Genomic DNA, 20,303 nt, shown 5'->3' on the forward strand with positions numbered 1-20,303 from the left:
TTATTAGAATTTTACGGTGTAGGTAATTGATGGGATTATTGAAAACAGATAGGTCATTTCAGCATATCTGTAACCTGGTTTCACATATTCATCGCCTGTAAAGTTAATGAGCCAGGCATTTTTTCTGCCGTAAAGATTATATACTGAAAAGTTCCATTCACTTTGCCATCGCCTGTCTGGTTGCTTTCTGTTTCGTAAAGTAACCGATATATCCATCCGATGATAATCAGGCATCCGTTCAGAATTTCTGTCAGAATAAATGGGCACTACCCCGCTCTGAAAACTGTATCGGCCAACCGGCATGGTTACAGGAGCACCTGTAAAGTAAACCCAGTTTCCTGATATGTTAAGTCTTTCATTCAAGTTATACATCAATACAATTGAAAAATCATGAGTGCGGTCATATGGAGATAAATACCAATTACCATTATTTATCCACTGGCTATGCCTCTCTGCCCTGGAAAATGTATATGATAACCATCCTGAAACTTGAGTCCCTGAATATCGACTCATCCATTCAATTCCACGAGAGCGCGCTTTTCCCGGTCGCACTTCTGCTTCAAGGGCTTCGTTAACAAGCAAATCGGGATGGTCCTTAAAGTCAATAGCATTTTTGTTCTGTTTTATATAAACCTCCAACGAATGATTCCATATCCCCGACAAATTCGAATAAAACAATCCGGAAGAGAACTGATGTCCTATTTGTGGTTTAATATTGGGAGAACTTGTGAACCATACATCCAGAGGTGTGGATGATGAGGAATTAGTTGCAAGATGAAGGTATTGACGACTGTTGGTGTAGCTCCCTTTTAATGTTATATTTGGAGATATTAAATACGATATTCCTAAACGGGGCTCCAGACCTGAATATGAGTTAAATATTTTTCCTCCTGTGTGTTTTAGTGTATCCAAAACTGTAAACTCGTCATTCAAAGTAAAGGTTTGCCCACTTCCGATATTTTGAAACAATGAATATCTTAAACCATACCTAAGGGATATCAAATCACCGATTTGATGCGAATGGCTGATATATAAGGCATTTTCTAATGAGTTTGAATCAGGAACACGAAGTTCTGTGATAAATGCCTCCTCATTGGGACTGGTAATAATGGCTGGTTTAATTTTCCGGAAGGTTGATTGTATTCCAAAGCTCCACTGACTTTCTGATGATGCGTAATAAGTAAAATCGTATTTCAAACTATAGTCATTTAATTTAGATTTCCATGTAATTCTCTGGAATTCATCTCCCGAACTTCCCAGAAAGTAGTCATAGCTGCTGGTTATTAATGAGAGGTTTCCAAACAAGCGGGGATTAAATACCCTGCTCCATCGGAGAGAAGCAGCCTTGTTCCCAAAATTCATTCTCGCCAGATCATTTGAAAAAACATCCCTTCCTATATATGTGCTCAAAAAGATGCGGTTGTTGTCATCGGCAATATAGTTGAGTTTAAGGTTCAGATCATAGAAGTAGAGGCTGTTGTCTTTGATCTCTTCATCGTTGGCAAGGGGAAGAAACATGTCAAGGTATGTTCTTCTTGCACTTGTCAGAAATGAGGCCCTATTTTCGATGACCGGGCCCTCCAGCATCAATCTGCTTGAAATGATACCAATGCCGGCGATGCCGGCCATCTGATTCATGTTCCCGTCTCTGCTTCGAACATCTACCAGTGAGGCTATTCTTCCTCCTGCATAAGCAGGAAGATCCCCCTTATAAGTGGTTACTTCTTTTATCGCATCATTATTAAATATGGAGAAAAATCCCAGAAGGTGTCCCGCGTTATAAACAGTCGCTTCATCAAGTAGAATCAGGTTTTGATCAGGATCACCGCCCCTCACAGATAAGGAAGTTGAACCTTCGCTTGTTGCTGATATACCAGGCAATAGTTGGAGAGTTTTCAATGGATCTGATTCACCAAAAAGAACAGGGGTTGAGTTGATGGTTAAAGCATCCAGAGTTTCAGTACCCATAATAGGATTTCGTCTTAGATCATCACGAGTTGATGAAAGGATTTCAATTTCTCCGATCTGCTCAGTAAGCGGTGTCAAGGCCGGATAGATCCTCATGTCTCTGGTTATATCGATCTCCTTTTCCAGAGATTCGTAACCCACAAAAGCAATTTGAATGTTGTGATTTCCTGCGGGAACTGATAATGAAAAGTATCCGTATGCATTGGTTGAAGTGCCTGTTGAGATCCCTTTAATCAGGATGGTTGCTCCGGGAAGGACTTCACCTGTTAAAACATCTTTTACATAACCGCTGATTACAGGATGCCTGGCATCATGTTGTGCATTTATGTACAACATGTTGGCTAACAGAATAATTATGAAACGAAATTTCAGCATTAAGGTGGTTCTTTTTTTAACCCCGCAGTTGTTGATAAAAATCCACACAATGAATATACATCTGATAGTGGCTATTTATTATCAAATATCAGGAAATTCAATGTTTAGCGCAAATTATACTTAGAAAACCAAAGGGTTTTCTCTATTTGCACGATATTTGTTAAATGTGCATTAAACTTATACATTTGCTATAGTTTGATGTTTTGATTTTTTTATTTATTCACTTAATAAAATTCACAATGAAACGAATATTGATATTTTTACCTGCAGTGTTTTTATTATTCACTGTGGCCGAAGCACAAAGCCGTTTTGAATTGGGATTAAAGGCAGGATATAATTCAACGTCTTTTAATACCGGAAAGGTTGATCGATTAGGTGATTACACCTTTCAGGATGCCAAGGATGATTTCAGGAGTGGTTTTATGATTGGTGCTTATTCAAGAATAGGTTTGTTTGGCAATCTGTCTCTGCAGCCCGAATTGTATTATGCCCGTAAAAGTGGTTCAACTGAATTTCGTGCGGGATCTGAAATTTTAAATGAAAAGGTGACATACTATAGTTGGGATTTGCCCATACTTGCTCACTTGAGAGTTCTTGATTTAAAAGTAGCCAATGTGTATGGAGTCGTTGGACCTGTGGCCTCTTTTCAAGCAAGTGAACGGTCATCTGTTTCAGGCGATCTTGCTTCTGTGTGGTCAGGAGATCGTTTGAATGATGTCAACTGGAATTTTCAGGCCGGTTTGGGTGCTCAGGTTTGGAAATTTAGTCTCGATGCACGTTATGAATGGGGATTAAATGATTTATCCCGCAGTGAACTGGATCGTAAGAGCCGTACATTGATGTTCACCTTAGGATACCGATTGTTTGGTTTTTGATAAATAGAGCCTGCGCGAAAACTCGTCTAATCACACGCTCGCCCCTCTAACTCCCCGTTCGACTGAGTGTTCGACTGAGCTCACACGGAAGTCTCACGCCGAAGCCTAAAGGGGAGGATTTCAACGCATTTTCTGTTAGGGGTTTCCCCCTTGGGGGATTAAGGGGGGAAGAAGGTTGATTGCTGTTTCTGGGTGTTTTCGCTCAGTCACTAAATACTACTCTTTAGGGTAAAGCATTGCTGCTTTACCCTCTTTTCCATCAATATTGAGAACAAGCGGTGAGATTGTTCTCACATGTCGAATATGTGTTGTCTCTTTTTCTGCTTTTTGCTCGTTGAGCCATTCAATATCCATCTTTCCCTGCCCCAGATGGGTGTTTAAATATATATAGGCAACGCGCAATGAGGTGAGGTTTTGAAAGAAGTGCGTACCCTGACTGGGTTCAACATGGTAATTCTCCAATCCCATTTCTACAATGGCTCTTGCCCCACAAATTTGTGGCCATTTTACAGGAACCCCAAGCCACGGATCCTGTGACCCCCAACGGCCGGGTCCAATAAGCAGGTAGGGTCGATTGCTTTTTTGAAGGAGATCATTTATAGACTCAATTTCCCTTGCTATAGCAGGATTATTGGCCGGCTTAAAATCTTCAGGTTTAATATATACAATGTCTTTTATTTCATTTATGGTGCCATTGCCAAGCGCTGATTCACTATATAAAAATGCATTTTCCGAATCTTCAACTGTAATGGCCGGCCCCAGTGAAGTTCTGCTGTCAACAATAGGTCTGATCTGGAGCAGGTAGAAAACCGACGGCATATCGTCAGGTGTTTGTAAATCTACTGCAAACTCAATTTCAACAGGTTGATTCATCTCTTTTTGACCTGTTTCAAGAATTTCCTTTACAATTTGAGCCAAAGGGAATACGTCATATTTAAGTATGTTGGCAAATGTAACAAGAGGGTATCCTTCGCCCATGGTCCCATCGCGCACAACATAATTCTGCATGTCCAGCAAAGAACCAATCCATCGCATTGAACCATCTTTAAGGGCAGCACTCAAATCATGTTTGCGTATGTTGATGCCATCGTCAACAACAGGAGAGAATGTGCTGGCATCCAAATCCAGGGCATAGAAGGTTTTTTGAGTTTCCCGAATGGTCATGTCCGGAGAGGAGAGCTGGATGACCTTTTGTGGATACTTTGGCGAAAATCGCAAAGAAGTACCTCCGTCAACAATGTGTTTTCCCAGGCCAAGTGCTACATTTACAATCCCCTCTTCAGATTTTTCTGGTGGGATGGGATAGAAATTGACTGACCTGGCAACCCCTGAGAAAGTAGGATAAAATCTGTTTTCATGCTCCTGCCCAACGATCTCCTGTAATACAATTCCCATTCGTTCCTCATCAATGAGATTGAGCGTACTGGCCATGTATGCCTTGCTCGATTTAAAATAAACCGAAGCATAAACACATTTGATGGCATCTCCCATTTGTTTTGCCATTTGCTCACAATCCTGATTGTGAGCAATCATGTATGTTGAGTATATACCTGCAAATGGCTGGTGATGACTGTCTTCCAAAATACTTGATGAACGAACAGCTATGGGCTTGCGCACCACCTGTGCAAGTTTAAGGAGGCTTTTCTCTACTCCAGTGGGCAGTTTGGCAGCCACAAATACCTTTAATATTTCTTCATCAGGCGCTTCCGACAACCCGATAGGGTAAAGGTTGTTGTTCTCCATAAAGGCTTCAAAAATATCTACTCCCAATACTACAGTTCTGGGTATTGAAATGAGAACATCTTCAAAGCTTTTAAAAACCGGGTATTTTTTAATCAGTGTACTCAAAAAGGCAAGCCCTCTGGCTTTACCTCCCAAAGAACCTTCACCAATGCGAGCAAAATTAACATATTCATCAAACCGTTCACTGTCGAAAGAGGCAATAATGCCTCTTCCTTTATACATTCTGAAGTGCGCAATGATATGAAACAGGTCATTTTTGATTTGATCAATATCTGAGTCATCATCAACTTTAAGATTTTTAACTACATCGGCAATGGAAAAAAGGGCACGGGCAGTGAGCCATTTAGAAACATGATCCCTTTTGAAATGATAGTGAAGAGATTCGTTCGGAATGCTTAACAATTTATCCTGCAATTCACGCAAATCGCTGACCCTGTTAACTTCCTCCCCTGTAGCAGGGTTTATGAATATAAAATCGCCAAACGCCAGATAATTGTTAAGGAAATCTTTAAGCTCCTGTAAAAGAAACTTTGAGTGTTTATGGATGAACCCGACTTTAACCTCTTTCGCCGTTTGTGTGATGCTTTGATCAGACGACTGAAGCAGAAACGGCATGTATGGATTCTCTTTTTTTACAAGTTTTGCCAATGCAACACCTGCTTGTGAATCTTTCACCCCGTCGTGTTTAAAAGATACATCGGAGATGATGCCAAGCATATTTTTGTTATACTTTTTATAAATTGATGCGGCTTCTTCAAATGTTCGTGCCAGAAGGATTTTTGGACGTCCTCGCATTCTCATCATCTTTTGATGGGCGTTTAGCCCTTCTGTCATAAACTTGCGTGATTGTTTAAAGAGGATTTTATATATCAGCGGCAGATAACTTGAGTAAAATCGCACGGAATCCTCTACCAGCAAAATGGTTTGCACTCCTATTTCGGGCACGTCATAGGGTGCATTCATGTTATCCTCAATCAACTTTATAATTGCAAGGAGCAGATCAGTGTTTCCCAACCAGCAGAAAACGTAATCGATGGCACTGGTGTCTTCTTTGCTGAGATACAATGACACTTCCCTTGAAAAGGGTGTAAGAACAACAATTGGAATGTTTGAATAGCTGTCTTTGATCTTTTTTGAGAGTGAAAACGGATCCATACCACCAACACTCAACATGGTTATAACAAGATCAATCTTTGTTGTTTTAAGTGTCTCAAAAGCTTCCTCTGCTGAAGCTACATGTATGAATTGGGGCGGATGCCTTAAACTGAGGGATACATATTCATTGAAAATCTGTTCGTCAATCCGGCCATCTTCCTCAAGCATAAAAGCATCGTACGAACTGCATATGAGCAAAACTCGATGGATGCGTTTTTGCATTAACTGGTCGAAGGCGGTTTCTTCAAACTGGTTCTGAACGTTATAGTATTTTTGTTCTATGCTCATGATTTTTATTTGATTGGAGATGATTGTGAAAAGGGGATTCTGTTCAGGGTTTTAATATAGATGATTTTTTGAAGTAAAACAAGAACGGTCAATCCGCTATGCGAATTGACCGTTCTTGTTTATTAATATAGTGTGCCTATTTAAAATCTTAGATTTTAAAAGTTATAGGCCAGATCATCACCTTGTCTTGCGGAGTAATTAATCCTCAAGGCTTGTGCTCTTCTTAACGCTTGCTTAATGTCGGTAATGATACCCATTGGACAATCATAGTCAGCTTTTATGGAAACAGTCATAAGAGGTCTTTCGTGTTCTCTCATGGCTTCTCTTTCCTGCGCAATAAATGATTGAATATCCTCAGGAGTTGCAAACTGATCATTTAACTGAATGCGTGGCTCAGTTCCGTGGCTCCTTTGATACTGACGCATAGGTACTCCAACATAAATGTAAGTCACCAGAGATTTTCTCTCAAGTCTACTTAATTCAGTGGCTTCGGGTAATCTTGTAATCACCTTCATTTCCACCTCTTTCATAGTAGTACTTACCATGAAGAAGAAAAGCAACATAAAAACGATGTCGGGTAACGAAGCTGTGTTAATCGCTCCTGATCCACCTTTCTTTTTCTTTTTAAATTTTGCCATCTAGTTTCTTCCTCCAAAATTACGTGGTTCAGCTTCAGATATTCTTTGTGGGTATATCTGCCTTACTGCGGCTTGCTCATCCGAAGTCAGATCTCTGTAGGGTCTGTTGAACTGACGTCTGCTAATCTCATCACGGAGTTCAGTATAAGCTGCCTGAAGTTCATTTTGCACCGCCAAATACATTTGATATTGCGTACCCCGGTCATTTTGGAGAGAGATTACCGCATTGGTTGTTACGGGAACTGTTCCAAAAAAAGGTACGTCTACCATTTCTTTAGCTGGCAAATGATCCAGGTTCAAAGGGTTTTCAATGAACTCTTTTGCTGCATCTCTTAGTTGGCTCAAAGCCATTGGTTGTCTTTCAACCAAAAGCTGGTTTTGAGCATTTATGAGCACCTCAAATACATTTCGCTCCCTGATTGGTGGCGGGGGCTCCTGGTCATCCAGTACCGGTGGGGGTAGCATTCTGGTCAACCCTGTATCTGTATCCATGGTGGTGGTCATAAGGAAGAAGATCAGCAGCAGGAAAGCAATGTCTGCCATTGAACCTGCGTTAACTTCCTGTATATCTCTTTTAGCCATAGAAAATAATTCTTTTTCTGTTGTTATACCATTGGTAATGGTATAGGTTTGTTACCATTGTTAGCGAAACAGCCTCGATACTTCTGTATACAGAATGGCTGCAATTGCTATACCAAACAAAAAGTACATCGAGTATAGAAATGTATCTGCCAACATTAGCATGGAAGGTACATTATCCGGTCCGTCATAGCCAGGTAAAACCAAAGCTGTGGCGTCTCCAAGACTGTATGCAACCAGCACGATGATGGCCAGTCCTACAATAGAAATCAAGGAGCGAATTGCACTTTTAGGACGCAGAACCAATGCTATGATTTCAGCAATGATTGAGATAGCTGCTGCAAATATTACAAGAGCAATGGCCCAATTTAATATACTTTCTGTGTAAACAGGTGTTTTGTAAGCTGCTCCTTCAATCTCTCCGCCGAAATAGAATAATCCGGCCAATGCGATTGTAACAGCCAACAATACATATAAAACAATGTTTAATATCTTTGAAAGCTTAGTCATAATTTGGTCTTATTTTTTGGTGTTGTATTTTACCAGAATATCCAATAGAGAGATAGATGCGTCTTCCATTGTGTTCACAATTCCATCGATTTTTGATACAATGTAGTTGTAGAATACTTGAAGAATAATCGCAACAATCAAACCAGATACTGTAGTAATCAAGGCAATTTTAATACCCCCGGCAACTGCACCTGCAGAAATGTCACCCATTGCCTGAATGTTGTCAAAAGCATCGATCATACCGATTACTGTTCCCATAAACCCAAGCATAGGAGCAATGGCGATAAACAGAGAAATCCAGGTCATTCCTTTTTCTAACAGTCCCATTTGAACTGATCCGTAAGAAATAACTGATTTTTCGATCACTTCAATGCCTTCATCGTAACGATCAAGTCCCTGATAGAAAATTGAAGCAACAGGACCTCTGGTGTTACGGCAAACTTCTTTTGCTGCCTCAACGCCACCTTCCTGAAGGGCATTCTCAACATCCTGAAGTAATTTCTTTGTGTTGGTAGATGCCAGGTTCAGATAAATGATACGCTCGATACAGATAGCCAAACCGAAGATAAGAGCTAGTAACACAAAACTCATGAATATGGCACCACCTTCAATGAATTTAGCTTTAATTTCTTTGTGGATGCCACGCTCCTCAGCTTCTTCCACTTCCTCTGCAACTGTTACCGGAGCTGCCTGAGCTGCTTGGTTTACAACTTCGGTTCCTACTGTTTCTTCTTCCTGAGCAAAAATGGCTGATGAACTTAAAAAGTTAAGCATCCCAACAACTGCCAAAAACGCAATTAGCTTTTTCATAATGTGTTCTTAATTTGAAATTTGTATTGGTTTGTTAATACTCAATGATCATATTTATTTTTAAACATTGAAAACAAAAATAATTGTATCTGTTACGAAAAACAAATATTTGCCATCAGAATTTAAAATATTTAACGCCTAGGGGGTGCTTATATTATCTTTAATGGCGAATAGCTGTTTTTAAACACGCTGTAACGTAAACAAACGTTAAAATATACTGATTGTTAATGAGTTCAACTTGCTCTTTAGCCACTCGTTGTAATCCTTTTTTTCCTGTTTCGATTCACTATTATTTATTATGAATCCGAAATCTTATATTTTTTGTTGTTGATTATAGAATCGTCAAACCGGGTGCAAATTACAAAAAAAATATAAAATAGCGCTTGATTAAAGTGTTATTTCACCTTTAAGGTTTTTATTGAGGTTCTTTTTTACCTCTTCGGGAGAACTACTGTTTGCTAGTAGGTACATCATCTTTGTTACAGCTGATTCGGTGGTCATGTCGTGCCCACTGATAACACCCAGCCCGGAAAGATGGATGCCTGTTTCATAACGCCACATTTCCACACTGCCTGCAAGGCATTGTGTAACGTTGAGTATGATCAGACCTTTACGAACGGCATTTTCCAGGGCATCAAGAAACCATTTATGGGTTGGGGCATTCCCGGAGCCGTATGTTTCAAGTATCACAGCTTTTATTCCTTCTGCCTGCAGAAGCGCGTTTAAAACCCAGGGGGTGATTCCCGGAAATATTTTAATTAGCGCAATGGATGTGTCCATCTTTTTTGATGCATAGAATTGGCCTTCTTCTGTGGCGTATCTGATATAGGGATAGTTATATTTTATATGAACTCCAACTTCTGCCAGAGCAGGATAATTATCTGATCTGAATGGATGAAAATGCTCTGCATTATATTTGGTCGTTCGGTTCCCTCTGAATAATTTGTCCTGAAAATATATGGCCACTTCGGGAACCAGTGCGCGTCCGTTTTTTTGAGCTGATGCAATCTCTATAGCCGTTAGAAGATTTTCTTTGCCATCTGTACGAATGGCTCCCAGAGGGAGTTGGCTGCCAGTGAGTATCACCGGCTTGTTTAGGTTATGCAGAAGAAAACTGAGAGCGCTTGCCGTATAGGCCATGGTGTCGGTACCATGAAGTACAACAAAACCTTCATATTCATGATATTTTTCTTCTATTATTGAGGCCAGTTGAATCCAGATTTCCGGACGCATCATGGTGCTGTCCACAGCAGGACTAAAGGAGGTGCTCTCTACCAGAAAATCAAATTTATTGAGTTCGGGAACGCGTTGATAGATGTTATCAAAATCGAAAGGAACCAGGTAATTCGTCGTGGTGTCTTTAACCATTCCAATGGTTCCGCCAGTGTATATGATAAGGAGTTTTTGTCTCACTTTAAATTTGGTTTTAATCGATTTTTCCGAAAAGATCTATCGCATTTTTTGTGGTTGCCTCTTTCAATGTTTCTATAGAAACATTGAAAATTTCTGATAGCTTATTGATTACATTTGTTAAATATGCCGGTTCGTTTCTTTTTCCTCTATATGGTACAGGAGCCAGATATGGCGCATCGGTTTCAAGAACCAGTTTTTCAAACCCAATTTCAGTAAGTATCTCAGGGAGATTTGACTTTTTGAAGGTTACTACCCCATTTATCCCGAGATAAAATCCTGGCATGGAGAGGATGCGTTTGGCATCTTCAAGCGATCCTGAAAAACTATGAAAGATGCCTTTAAGCTCCGGGTCATATACTTTATCGAAAACGGAAAATATCTCCGGGAATGCATCTCTCGTGTGAATAACAACCGGTAAATTCAGCTCTCTCGACCAATTGATTTGCGCCATCAGTGCATCTTCCTGTTCTTTTCTGAATGTGGTGTCCCAATATAGATCCATGCCAATCTCTCCAACAGCTGCGTATGGTCTTTGGTTGAGATGTTTTTCAATCAGTTTTAACTGTTCTTTATAGTCTTCTTTTACAGATGTAGGATGCAGACCCATCATGGCTTTGCAGATGTCCGGGTATTTCTCTTCCGTATCATGCATTCTCAGTATGCTTTCTGTGTCTATGTTTGGCAAAAAGATGCCGGTAATACCGGCATCTTTTGCTCTCTGTATGATTTCGTCTCTGTCTTGGTCAAACTCTTTCGCATAAATGTGAGAGTGGGTGTCTATCATTTCAGTGTTCAGTTATCAGTGTTCAATTTTCAGTGTTCAGTTGCTATGATCACACCAGTCCCTGTGCCATCATGGCCTCGGCCACTTTTACAAAGCCACCGATGTTGGCTCCTTTTATATAGTTGATTTTTCCTGTGTGTTGTTGGCCAAATTTAACACATGTATTGTGAATATTGGTCATGATTTGGTTTAATTTCTCATCAACTTCTTCGCGAGTCCAATCTATTCGCATGCTGTTTTGGGTCATTTCGAGTCCGGAAACGGCCACGCCACCAGCGTTAACTGCCTTTCCCGGGCCAAATAGGATTTCTTTGGCAGCCAGCGTGGCAGCTTCGGCGGTGCAACCCATGTTGGAGGCTTCGGCAATGAGTTGACAACCATTGCCTATAAGGGTTTTTGCGTCTTCTTCATTGAGTTCGTTTTGTATGGCGCATGGAATGGCAATGTCAACCTTTTGTTCCCAGGGCTTTTTCATTTCAAAAAACTGAACACCGTATTTCTCTGCATATGGTTTGACCACATCCATGTTTGAATTTCTCAGCCAAAGCATGTAATCAATTTTTTCTCCGCTGATGCCTTCCGGATCATAAACGTAGCCATCGGGACCGGAAATGGTTACGACTTTGGCACCCAACTCTACTGCTTTGGTGGCTGCTCCCCATGCCACGTTTCCAAAGCCTGAGAGCGCTATGGTTTTGTCTTTTAGGCTTTCATTTTGTAATGCGAGCATTTCCCTAACAAAGTAGATGGCCCCAAAACCGGTAGCTTCGGGTCGAATGAGGCTTCCTCCGTATTCTCTTCCTTTACCGGTGAAAACACCGGTAAATTCGTTTTTCAACTTTTTATACATGCCGTATAGATATCCGATTTCTCGACTGCCAACGCCGATGTCGCCGGCAGGAACGTCAGTGTTTGGTCCAATATGCCGATATAGTTCGCTCATGAATGATTGGCAAAACCGCATGATTTCACCATCTGATTTTCCCCTGGTGTTAAAATCTGAGCCACCCTTCCCTCCACCCATGGGCAGAGATGTCAGACTGTTTTTAAATGTCTGCTCAAAACCCAAAAACTTTAAGCTGCTGAGGGATACGCTGCTGTGAAATCGAAGTCCACCTTTGTAAGGTCCTATGGCTGAGTTGTACTCCACTCTGAATCCCCTGTTTACATGGACGTCGCCGTTATCGTCCATCCACGGAACACGGAAAATTATGACCCTTTCCGGTTCAATCATTCTTTCAAGTATTCTGGCTTTTTTATAACGGGGGTTTTCCTGGTAGAATTCCCATATGGTTTCAACGACTTCCTGAACTGCCTGAAGAAACTCTTCTTCTCCCGGATTATTCATCCTGACAGTGTTCATAAACTCCTTAAGCTTGCTGTCCATGGTGTAAGTTTTTAAATGTGGTTTACTCAAAAATAAGATTTTTTTTGAATAATGCTGTTAAATTGTAAGAGGAATTTGGGTTTTGATAGGTGGGTGTAATGATCAGTAAAACAGCGGTTAAGAGATTGCTTTAGTGGGGCTTGATAAAAATCATGTTATTGATGCTTGAATAATGGTTATGATTTGTAAATGGGGAGAATGAGCTACCAGGGTGGTTCGATGAATTTTGGATTCGATGTAAATCACTATTTTTGCCGAAAACAGATAGACGTGAACAGACAGATATACAGGCTAGCCATACCAAATATATTTACAAATTTAACGGTTCCTTTGCTTGGGATGGTTGATATGTATCTGATGGGACATCAGGATTCCATTCATTTTATGGGTGGAGTATCCTTGGGGAGTGTTATTTTTAATTTTGTTTATTGGGGATTTGCGTTTTTAAGAATGGGAATGAGTGGGGTTGCTGCGCAAACTTTTGGGCGCGACGACAAAGAGGAGATGGCATTGGTGTTGGAACGTGGTATGTTGATTGCCATTGCCGGGAGTTTGCTCCTTTTGGCTCTGCAGGTTCCGTTGGCCAATTTTAGTTTTTGGTTGCTGGAGGGCAGTCAAGAGGTTAAGGAGATTGCCAGGGGATATTATTTTGTAAGGATTTGGGCCGCACCTGCTGCCATAGCTCTGATGGTTTTGTATGGTTGGTTTTTGGGAATGCAGAACGCCATATATCCTATGCTGATTGCTGTTACGGTAAATCTTGTGAATGTGATTGCGAGCTATATATTTGTGAACCGTTTTCACATGCAGGCTGAGGGAGTGGCGCTGGGCTCGGTGGTGGGCCAATATTCAGGTTTGTTGCTGGCGATTCTTCTGTTTTATAAAAAGTACCGTGCATTATCGTCGGGTTTTACTCTTAAATTGATGCCACTGCTTCGTAATCTTAAACATTTCCTGAATGTAAGTGGTGATATTTTTATCAGAATGCTGAGCATCATAGCAGTATTTACTTTTTTTACATCACGTTCGGCAGGAATTGGGGATGTTGTGTTGGCCGTAAACAGTGCTTTGTTGCAATATCTGTTTCTTTTTGCCTATTTCCTGGATGGTTTTGCCTATGCCGGTGAAGCTCTGGTTGGGAAGTTTTTTGGCGCACGTGATAAAATCCGTTTACAGAGGACTGTAGTGCTTCTGTTTCGATGGGGAATAGGGTTTGCCATCCTTTTTTCATTGTTGTATGCAGTCATGGGGAAAATGCTTTTGGGCGTATTTACTGATCAGGCAGAGGTGATTGAGGCCGGAACCAGGTATCTCTTTTGGGTGGTTTTGATACCTCTAGTCAGTTTCGGGTCTTTTATATGGGATGGTGTTTTTATTGGTATTACCGCATCACGAGCCATGCGAAACAGTGTATTTCTTTCCGCGCTGTTGTTTTTCTTTGTGCCGTTTTATCTGCTGTTTCCTTATTTGGAGAATCACGCCATTTGGGTTGCAATGGTTTTGTTTATGCTTTCCCGAAGTGTGATGTTGACCATTCTGTACCCGAAAGCCATCAGAAAACGTTTTGGTTGATGCCACGTGGTGGCATTAACCTCTCACGAAAAGTGCTTTTATAATTTGTCCAACCATTTTTGGATTCTCTTTTAATCTTCGGGTTGAATATCTAAACCAATCTTTCCCAAACGGAACATAAACTCTCATAGGATGACCTTTCTCTACAAGTTCTTTACCCAATTCAGGGGTTACGCCGTAGAGCATCTGGAACTCATACAGGTCTTCTTTGAAACCGTATTTATGAATGATGTTTAACGCTCCGTTGATAAGATGCTTATCGTGTGTGGCAATTCCCACAAAGATGTTGTTGGTGAGCAGGAATTCAAGGTTTTTAAGGAACTGAGCATTGATTTGCTCATATTTTTTATAGGCAATGGTTTCCGGTTCATTGTAAATTCCTTTGCAGAGTCTTATGTTAATCGGGGTTTCTTCTGTGTTCCATTTCAGCAGATTTTTCAGGTCTGCATCTGTTCTTCTAAGATAGGCCTGAATAGCTATCCCTACGTTGTGAGGAAATTCTTCGTGGAGCCTTTTGTAGAGTTTTATCTCTCGATCCACACACTTGGAATCTTCCATGTCGATGCGTACCCTTCGACTGTTGGCAGCCGCTCTTATAACGACTTCTCGCACCAGAGAGTAGCATGTTTCTTCATTTATGAGTAGTCCAAAACTGCTTGGTTTTAAGGATATAGAGATGTTAACCTCTTGCCGACCAAACCGGTCGATCAAGGCCATATAGGTGTCTTTTTGAGCACGAGCTTGTTCCAGGGTAGTGACAAACTCACCCAAAAAGTCGATGGTGACGGTTATTCCTATGGCATCCAAGTCGTATGTTGTTTTTACCACGTCTTCGATGTTTTCACCTGCGATGTATCTTTTGGAAAACATCCAGATGAATTTTTTCGGTAAGAAAGGCAGAATGGATGCAATTAGTTTTTGAATCATACGTTATTAATTATGTCAATACCTTGTGATTGTCTTGATCACTCTCTACTCCAAAATTCTACAGTTAAATTCCATTTTATTTGCTAATTAAAAAATGATGAAACTCATTTTTGATTTTTGCGTTTGACATTTTACCGTTTAAGTACGAACTTATAATATATTACTATGCAATGGCAGAGTAATATATGGGATGTAATATCGCCTTTAATGGGGTGAAACTGGTTTTGGCTCTCCGTCTTTTTCGGAAGAGATTGAATAAGAGAAATGATTAATTATTGTTGATGATAGAAAATGGTGGTGAAAAGGTTAGCCGGTTTATTGTTTTGGGTTTTTCTGTTTCTTTCAGGAATAGAGGTTAAAGCTCAACAGTGCGATTACATTTCCAACGGGATTGATTTCGAGCCCGGCAGGTTGTGCGCACCTGTTACGGCCAATCTTGAAGTTTACTACGGTGGACTTACCTATGCAGGTGGTAACGTTAGCATATATTTTGACTGGGATGACGGTTCGGCACCACAAATTATACCGGCTACTTTTAATCCGGGCAATAACAGGTGGATTGTTTCTACAAGCCACCTCTACCCAAGAGGAGGAGATAAATGTACTTATACCATTCAGGTGATGCTGGTGGTTGATGGTACTCTTTGTACCAGTTCTATTCAAACCCAAATTGTTACCGTATGGGATACCGATGACGAAAACGGCGGCGAGATGCAGATCAATCCGGAGGTTTTTCCGATTTGCGTTGGAAACGACGGAACTGTTACTTTTATGGATGCCAGTCAGTGGAACTGTGTTCCACCCATCGAAAATGATGTGAAAAATGAACGCCGGAGATGGATTCAATGGGTTTACGGAACAGGTGGTACCAACATCTCTTCTGCTGCGGTGGACGGCACTGTTCGAACTTATCCATTTGAAGGGCCGGTAGAGGTTACCCCACAGCCTATTGAAGCTCCAACACCTCCCATGAATCAAAGCATGGAAATTTATATCCCCGACTATTTTGAGGTGGGTGACTTTTTTGAGGTGACCATTCGAAACTGGAACCAATGTAATCCTTACGATCAGGGATTCGATCCGGTTGAAACCACTGCCATCGCTTTAATTGTTGACTTACCTGATGGTTCTGTTGGTGCCATTGGTCCTTTTTGTGATAATGATCCCCGGGTACTGCTTCATCCGGCCACCACAGGAGGTACATGGAGTGGTCCCGGAATGATCAATCCCAACTCCCGCTGGTTTTATCCTTCCGAAGCCGGGCCGGGTTTGCATACCATCGAATATTTTGTTACAGATGATAACGGCTGCTCTGCCTCGGGTGATGTGCAGATTGAAGTGCGTGAGTCTCCCGTAATTGACCTGATTGCCGGCGAAGCCTTTTACCTCTGTCCCGGTTTGGAGCAGTATCTGGATATTGAAATTACAGGAGGAACCCCACCTTTAAATATCAGCTGGACAGGTGATACCGATCCGTTGAGCAGTACCACAATCGCCGATCCGATTTTCTTTACCACCGATGTAGGTGTTTTTAATCTTTTTGTAACCGTGGCAGATGAACACAATTGCGGAGCCACCGAAAGTATTGTCATCGAAATAGAACCGGTAGAAATAGAGTTTAATCCGCCTGTAGTGGAAGCGTGCCAGGGAGCGCCATTAGCACTTAACCCCATTACTACTGGAGGGTCAAGGGTTTATGTTTTACACGAATGGGAGGGAGATCATATCGATCTTTTATCAGACACAGATGTCTCAGATCCTGAGTTTTTATCAACAGAAACAGGTGTTTTTGAATTTCTTTATCGTGTAACCGATGACAGAGGATGTAGCAGCGAAGCTATCATCACGGTTATTGTAAAAGAACAGCCATTTGTAAGTGCCGGAGATGATGACGATGTATGCGAATTGGTTTATGAATTAGGAGGTTCTGTGGAACCTGCAAATGCTTCAGGGTTATGGTCTTTAATATCTGGAGATGGTGATGCCGCTTTTGCCGATGCTACGGATGCTCAGACATCCGTAACCGTAACTGAAAGCGGAACTTATGAATTTCGCTGGTTGGCAGATTTGGATGGTTGTATTTCCGCCGATGTTGTAACAATTACCTTTTCTGATGTTCCTTCACCTGGAATTATGGATGACGTTTCTGTTTGTGGAACAGAGACTATTCTGGAAGCAATTCCTGATGATGGAACTGGTAGTTGGTCGTTGCAATCGGGAGCTGGCGGCGTTACGTTTGATGATGAAAATTTGCCTGAAAGTGGTGTCCTTGTTTCCGAACCCGGAATATACCGTTTTAGGTGGACTGAAACCACATCTGCCAATTGCGGAGGTTTTGCGGAGGTGGAAGTAGAATTTTTGCCACAGGCAGTCGCTTTGGTTGATCCATTGCCGGATCGCGGATGTTCTCCGTATCAAGTTACTTTCAGCAATCAATCATCCGGTGCCGATGAATATCATTGGGAATTGGGCGGCGGAGCTGTCTCCTCCGAAGCGGAACCATCCTTTATCTACGAAAATCTCTCCGGAGATGTGCGAGTTTATAATGTAACACTTACTGCATCAAATTTATACAACTGCAACGACAGTTACAGTTTTCCCATTGAAGTGGCACCGTCTCCACGAGCCAGAGCATCTGCTTCACCCAATGCGGGATGTGCTCCCTTGGAGGTGCAGTTTGTGAATACATCCACCGCAGCTGATAGTTATCGATGGGTTTTTGAGGCTGGAGTCGATTATTCGGATGAAGTTTCTCCCCAATACTTATTTGGAAATGATGAAAATTTTGTCATGTCTTATCAGGTTCGGATGTTCGCAGAAAACTCTTTTGGCTGTGAAGATTCGTTGGATATACCGATTACGGTATATCCGGTTCCGGATTTAACACTTATCGCAACCCCCACCGAAGGATGTTCTCCACTTGAAGTTTTGTTTTCAGCGTCATCTGGAGCTGTGAGTTATGATTGGGTTTTTGATGATGGCAACACCATCATCAGTGGTCGTGAAGCTGTTCATACATATGTTAATGATGGGGAGGAGCCAGTCGTTTTCACTCCCCGGGTTACCGGCATAAACGCATTCTCCTGCGAGGCAACAGCTTTTGCAGAAGTAACGATTTTCCCTTCTCCCATTGCAAACTTTTCAGTATCTCCGGTTGAATTACACATGCCGGACAGAGAAGTTTCCATTACCAACCTTACCGAAGGAACTGATTGGGAATATCATTGGGAGTTTGGTGATGGAAATGTATTTGATGGCGTTAATCCGGGTCAACATCAATATGGGGTTTCCGGAAATTATACCATCGTTCTTACTGCATACAGTGAGTGGTGTAGTGATGTATTTACGCAAGATGTATTGATACATCCCATGCTTCCCGTTGTTGACTATGGCGACCCCGTAAGCGGATGTCCTCCGCTTACTGTTGAGTTCAGAAACAATACTGTTGATGCACATACCTTCTTGTGGGATTTTGGTGATGGTCGTATGTCACACGATGCTGAACCGGTGCATGTTTATCGTACCCCAGGTACATATAATGTTAGATTAACTGCTACAGGTCACGGTGGAGTGAGTGAAGCAGAGGACTTGCGAATTGTGGTGTTTGAGAATCCGGTAGCCATGTTCGAGGTGGTTCCCCGATTGCTTTATATTCCTGATGATTCCCCGGCTTTTATAAACAGGTCAATTGGTGCAACGTCATATCTGTGGAACTTTGGAGATGGAGCAACCTCAACAGATTTTTCACCCACTCATCAATACAGCGGGGTGGGAGTTTATGATGTCACGCTTCAGGTATCCAACGATGATGGATGTACAGACGAATATCTATTTAGAGAGGCCTTAACGGTAGAACAAGGTGGTGAATTGGCTTTCCCCAATGCGTTCACACCCAACCCTTCGGGGTCTTCCGGTGGAAAATATGAAATGGGAGACAGAAGAAACCATGTTTTTTATCCCACAACTCAAAAGGGAATTATTGAATATCAGTTGCAAATATATACGCGTTGGGGGGAGCTTATTTTTGAAAGCAATGATATAGACATTGGCTGGGATGGGTATCAACAAAACAGACTGGTTCCCCAGGGAGTCTACATTTATCGGGTTCGTTATAAAACGGCAGATGGTAAGATGAGGGTGAGAGCGGGCGATGTTACACTGATAAGATAAGGATTTTTGAATGAGGATTTGTTGGATAAATAGAATAAAGTACCTGTTTTTGGTATCTGTTTTGGCTTGTGGAGTGAGCCTGAAGGCTCAGGATTTGCATTTTTCTCAGTTTTACGCCGCTCCGTTATATTTGAGTCCCTCGCTTGCCGGTGCTACTGATGGGGCGCGGTTGGTTATGAACTATCGTAACCAGTGGCCGGGAATCACCAAGGCTTTTTCAACCTCTGCCGTATCTTTTGATAATTTTTTCAACCAATTTAATAGTGGTGTGGGGATACAGATCATTCAGGACAGGGCGGGGAGTGCTGATCTGACATTTACTCATGCAGCTTTACAATACAGCTACAATTTACAGTTGAATAACCAGTGGCATTTTGTCCCCGGACTTCAGTTTGCCTATGGCAGCAGGGCGTTGGATTTTAGTAAACTTGTGTTTGGTGATGAGCAGATAGGCAGTGGGGCGTCGGGTTCTTGGGAGAGACTTTCTAATGAGCGCATGGATTTTGTTGATTTTGCAGCTTCCGGGTTGGTTTATAACCCATATTTGTGGGTAGGACTTACAATCGATCATTTAACTCAGCCGACAGAATCTTTTTTGGGAGAGGAGGTACGTCTAAACCGAAAATATGTGTTGTTTGGAGGAGCCAATATATGGACACAGCAACGGCGTAGGACAAATCAGGAAAGAGCTTTTGCAACCAGTTTCAGGTACCAGCATCAACATGGTTTTAATCAGCTTGATGCAGGTGTTTACTGGTTTAATAATCCGATAGAATTAGGTGTTTGGTATCGTGGATTACCAGTTTTTTCGAAGGTTGACAATCGCATAAATCATGACGCTCTGATAGTTTTAATGAGCTACAAATATGGGCCTTTCAGAGTTGGCTACAGTTACGATATAACCATTTCAGGTTTGGGGCTTCAAAGTGCCGGGGCTCACGAGTTGTCTCTTATTTATGAGTTTAATCAGCAGATGCGTTTGGGCGGACGTCGTCCGGCTGTTCCATGTAGTGAAAGTGCAAACCCCCTGTTTAATGAGGCTCAAAAATATCGTCGAAACAACAGACGCTTATTCCGGTAAAAAAAGCGCTCATTGACTTTGGTCAATG

General features: G+C 41.7%; 14 protein-coding genes. 4 read left to right on the forward strand and 10 right to left on the reverse strand.

Going from position 1 to position 20,303, the window contains the following annotated elements:
* Window positions 1-3: 3 nt before the first annotated feature.
* Window positions 4-2,343, reverse strand: coding sequence for a TonB-dependent receptor (locus tag EV194_RS10025; protein ID WP_132433900.1), 2,340 nt, complete (start codon window positions 2,341-2,343; stop codon window positions 4-6).
* A gap of 239 nt (window positions 2,344-2,582) precedes the next feature.
* Between EV194_RS10025 and EV194_RS10030 the strand changes: the two genes are divergently transcribed.
* Window positions 2,583-3,218 carry a porin family protein gene (locus EV194_RS10030; RefSeq protein ID WP_132433901.1) on the forward strand — a complete coding sequence of 212 codons (636 nt, stop codon included), beginning with the start codon at window positions 2,583-2,585 and terminating at the stop codon, window positions 3,216-3,218.
* Between the two features lie 216 nt (window positions 3,219-3,434).
* Here the strand turns inward: EV194_RS10030 and EV194_RS10035 are convergent, their stop codons facing one another.
* The 8 genes from EV194_RS10035 to gdhA all read right to left on the reverse strand — a co-directional run bounded on the left by EV194_RS10035 (window position 3,435) and on the right by gdhA (window position 12,555).
* Window positions 3,435-6,404, reverse strand: coding sequence for a PEP/pyruvate-binding domain-containing protein (locus EV194_RS10035; protein WP_132433902.1), 2,970 nt, complete (start codon window positions 6,402-6,404; stop codon window positions 3,435-3,437).
* A gap of 155 nt (window positions 6,405-6,559) precedes the next feature.
* Entirely contained in the window at window positions 6,560-7,042 is a 483-nt protein-coding gene (locus EV194_RS10040) for an ExbD/TolR family protein (protein WP_079556465.1), read from the reverse strand.
* Entirely contained in the window at window positions 7,043-7,624 is a 582-nt protein-coding gene (locus EV194_RS10045; protein ID WP_132433903.1) for an ExbD/TolR family protein, read from the reverse strand.
* 60 nt (window positions 7,625-7,684) lie between these two features.
* Window positions 7,685-8,131, reverse strand: a complete 447-nt coding sequence (locus EV194_RS10050; protein WP_079556463.1) for a hypothetical protein — start codon at window positions 8,129-8,131, stop codon at window positions 7,685-7,687.
* A gap of 9 nt (window positions 8,132-8,140) precedes the next feature.
* Window positions 8,141-8,941 carry a MotA/TolQ/ExbB proton channel family protein gene (locus EV194_RS10055; protein WP_132433904.1) on the reverse strand — a complete coding sequence of 267 codons (801 nt, stop codon included), beginning with the start codon at window positions 8,939-8,941 and terminating at the stop codon, window positions 8,141-8,143.
* A gap of 387 nt (window positions 8,942-9,328) precedes the next feature.
* On the reverse strand, window positions 9,329-10,354 hold the full coding sequence (locus EV194_RS10060) for an asparaginase (protein ID WP_132433905.1): 1,026 nt from the start codon (window positions 10,352-10,354) through the stop codon (window positions 9,329-9,331).
* 13 nt (window positions 10,355-10,367) lie between these two features.
* Entirely contained in the window at window positions 10,368-11,138 is a 771-nt protein-coding gene (locus EV194_RS10065; protein ID WP_132433906.1) for a TatD family hydrolase, read from the reverse strand.
* Between the two features lie 49 nt (window positions 11,139-11,187).
* Entirely contained in the window at window positions 11,188-12,555 is a 1,368-nt protein-coding gene (gene gdhA / locus EV194_RS10070) for an NADP-specific glutamate dehydrogenase (protein WP_449406766.1), read from the reverse strand.
* Window positions 12,556-12,723: 168 nt separating this feature from the next.
* Between gdhA and EV194_RS10075 the strand changes: the two genes are divergently transcribed.
* Window positions 12,724-14,097, forward strand: a complete 1,374-nt coding sequence (locus EV194_RS10075) for an MATE family efflux transporter (protein ID WP_243699384.1) — start codon at window positions 12,724-12,726, stop codon at window positions 14,095-14,097.
* A 15-nt stretch (window positions 14,098-14,112) separates the two neighbouring features.
* Here EV194_RS10075 and EV194_RS10080 read toward each other — a convergent pair whose 3' ends face one another.
* Window positions 14,113-15,024 (reverse strand): proline dehydrogenase family protein, encoded by a 912-nt coding sequence (locus tag EV194_RS10080; protein WP_132433907.1) that lies wholly within the window; start codon window positions 15,022-15,024, stop codon window positions 14,113-14,115.
* A gap of 291 nt (window positions 15,025-15,315) precedes the next feature.
* On the opposite strand from EV194_RS10080, the gene EV194_RS10085 reads away from it, so the two are divergent.
* Complete coding sequence (locus tag EV194_RS10085; protein WP_132433908.1) at window positions 15,316-19,194, forward strand: PKD domain-containing protein; 3,879 nt, start codon at window positions 15,316-15,318, stop codon at window positions 19,192-19,194.
* A 10-nt stretch (window positions 19,195-19,204) separates the two neighbouring features.
* Window positions 19,205-20,275 (forward strand): PorP/SprF family type IX secretion system membrane protein, encoded by a 1,071-nt coding sequence (locus tag EV194_RS10090; RefSeq protein ID WP_132433909.1) that lies wholly within the window; start codon window positions 19,205-19,207, stop codon window positions 20,273-20,275.
* Window positions 20,276-20,303 lie beyond the last annotated feature (28 nt).

Source organism: Natronoflexus pectinivorans, assembly GCF_004345615.1.
GTDB classification, from domain to species: Bacteria; Bacteroidota; Bacteroidia; order Bacteroidales; family Marinilabiliaceae; genus Natronoflexus; species Natronoflexus pectinivorans.

Excerpts from the sequence above, each read along its gene's own strand:
- EV194_RS10050 (WP_079556463.1), bottom strand. The coding sequence starts at position 8,131 with ATGACTAAGCTTTCAAAGATATTAAACATTGTTTTATATGTATTGTTG.
- EV194_RS10090 (WP_132433909.1), top strand. The coding sequence starts at position 19,205 with ATGAGGATTTGTTGGATAAATAGAATAAAGTACCTGTTTTTGGTATCT.
- EV194_RS10075 (WP_243699384.1), top strand. The coding sequence starts at position 12,724 with ATGAGCTACCAGGGTGGTTCGATGAATTTTGGATTCGATGTAAATCAC.
- EV194_RS10040 (WP_079556465.1), bottom strand. The coding sequence starts at position 7,042 with ATGGCAAAATTTAAAAAGAAAAAGAAAGGTGGATCAGGAGCGATTAAC.
- EV194_RS10085 (WP_132433908.1), top strand. The coding sequence starts at position 15,316 with ATGGTGGTGAAAAGGTTAGCCGGTTTATTGTTTTGGGTTTTTCTGTTT.
- EV194_RS10025 (WP_132433900.1), bottom strand. The coding sequence starts at position 2,343 with ATGCTGAAATTTCGTTTCATAATTATTCTGTTAGCCAACATGTTGTAC.
- EV194_RS10045 (WP_132433903.1), bottom strand. The coding sequence starts at position 7,624 with ATGGCTAAAAGAGATATACAGGAAGTTAACGCAGGTTCAATGGCAGAC.
- EV194_RS10030 (WP_132433901.1), top strand. The coding sequence starts at position 2,583 with ATGAAACGAATATTGATATTTTTACCTGCAGTGTTTTTATTATTCACT.
- EV194_RS10055 (WP_132433904.1), bottom strand. The coding sequence starts at position 8,941 with ATGAAAAAGCTAATTGCGTTTTTGGCAGTTGTTGGGATGCTTAACTTT.
- EV194_RS10035 (WP_132433902.1), bottom strand. The coding sequence starts at position 6,404 with ATGAGCATAGAACAAAAATACTATAACGTTCAGAACCAGTTTGAAGAA.
- EV194_RS10065 (WP_132433906.1), bottom strand. The coding sequence starts at position 11,138 with ATGATAGACACCCACTCTCACATTTATGCGAAAGAGTTTGACCAAGAC.
- EV194_RS10080 (WP_132433907.1), bottom strand. The coding sequence starts at position 15,024 with ATGATTCAAAAACTAATTGCATCCATTCTGCCTTTCTTACCGAAAAAA.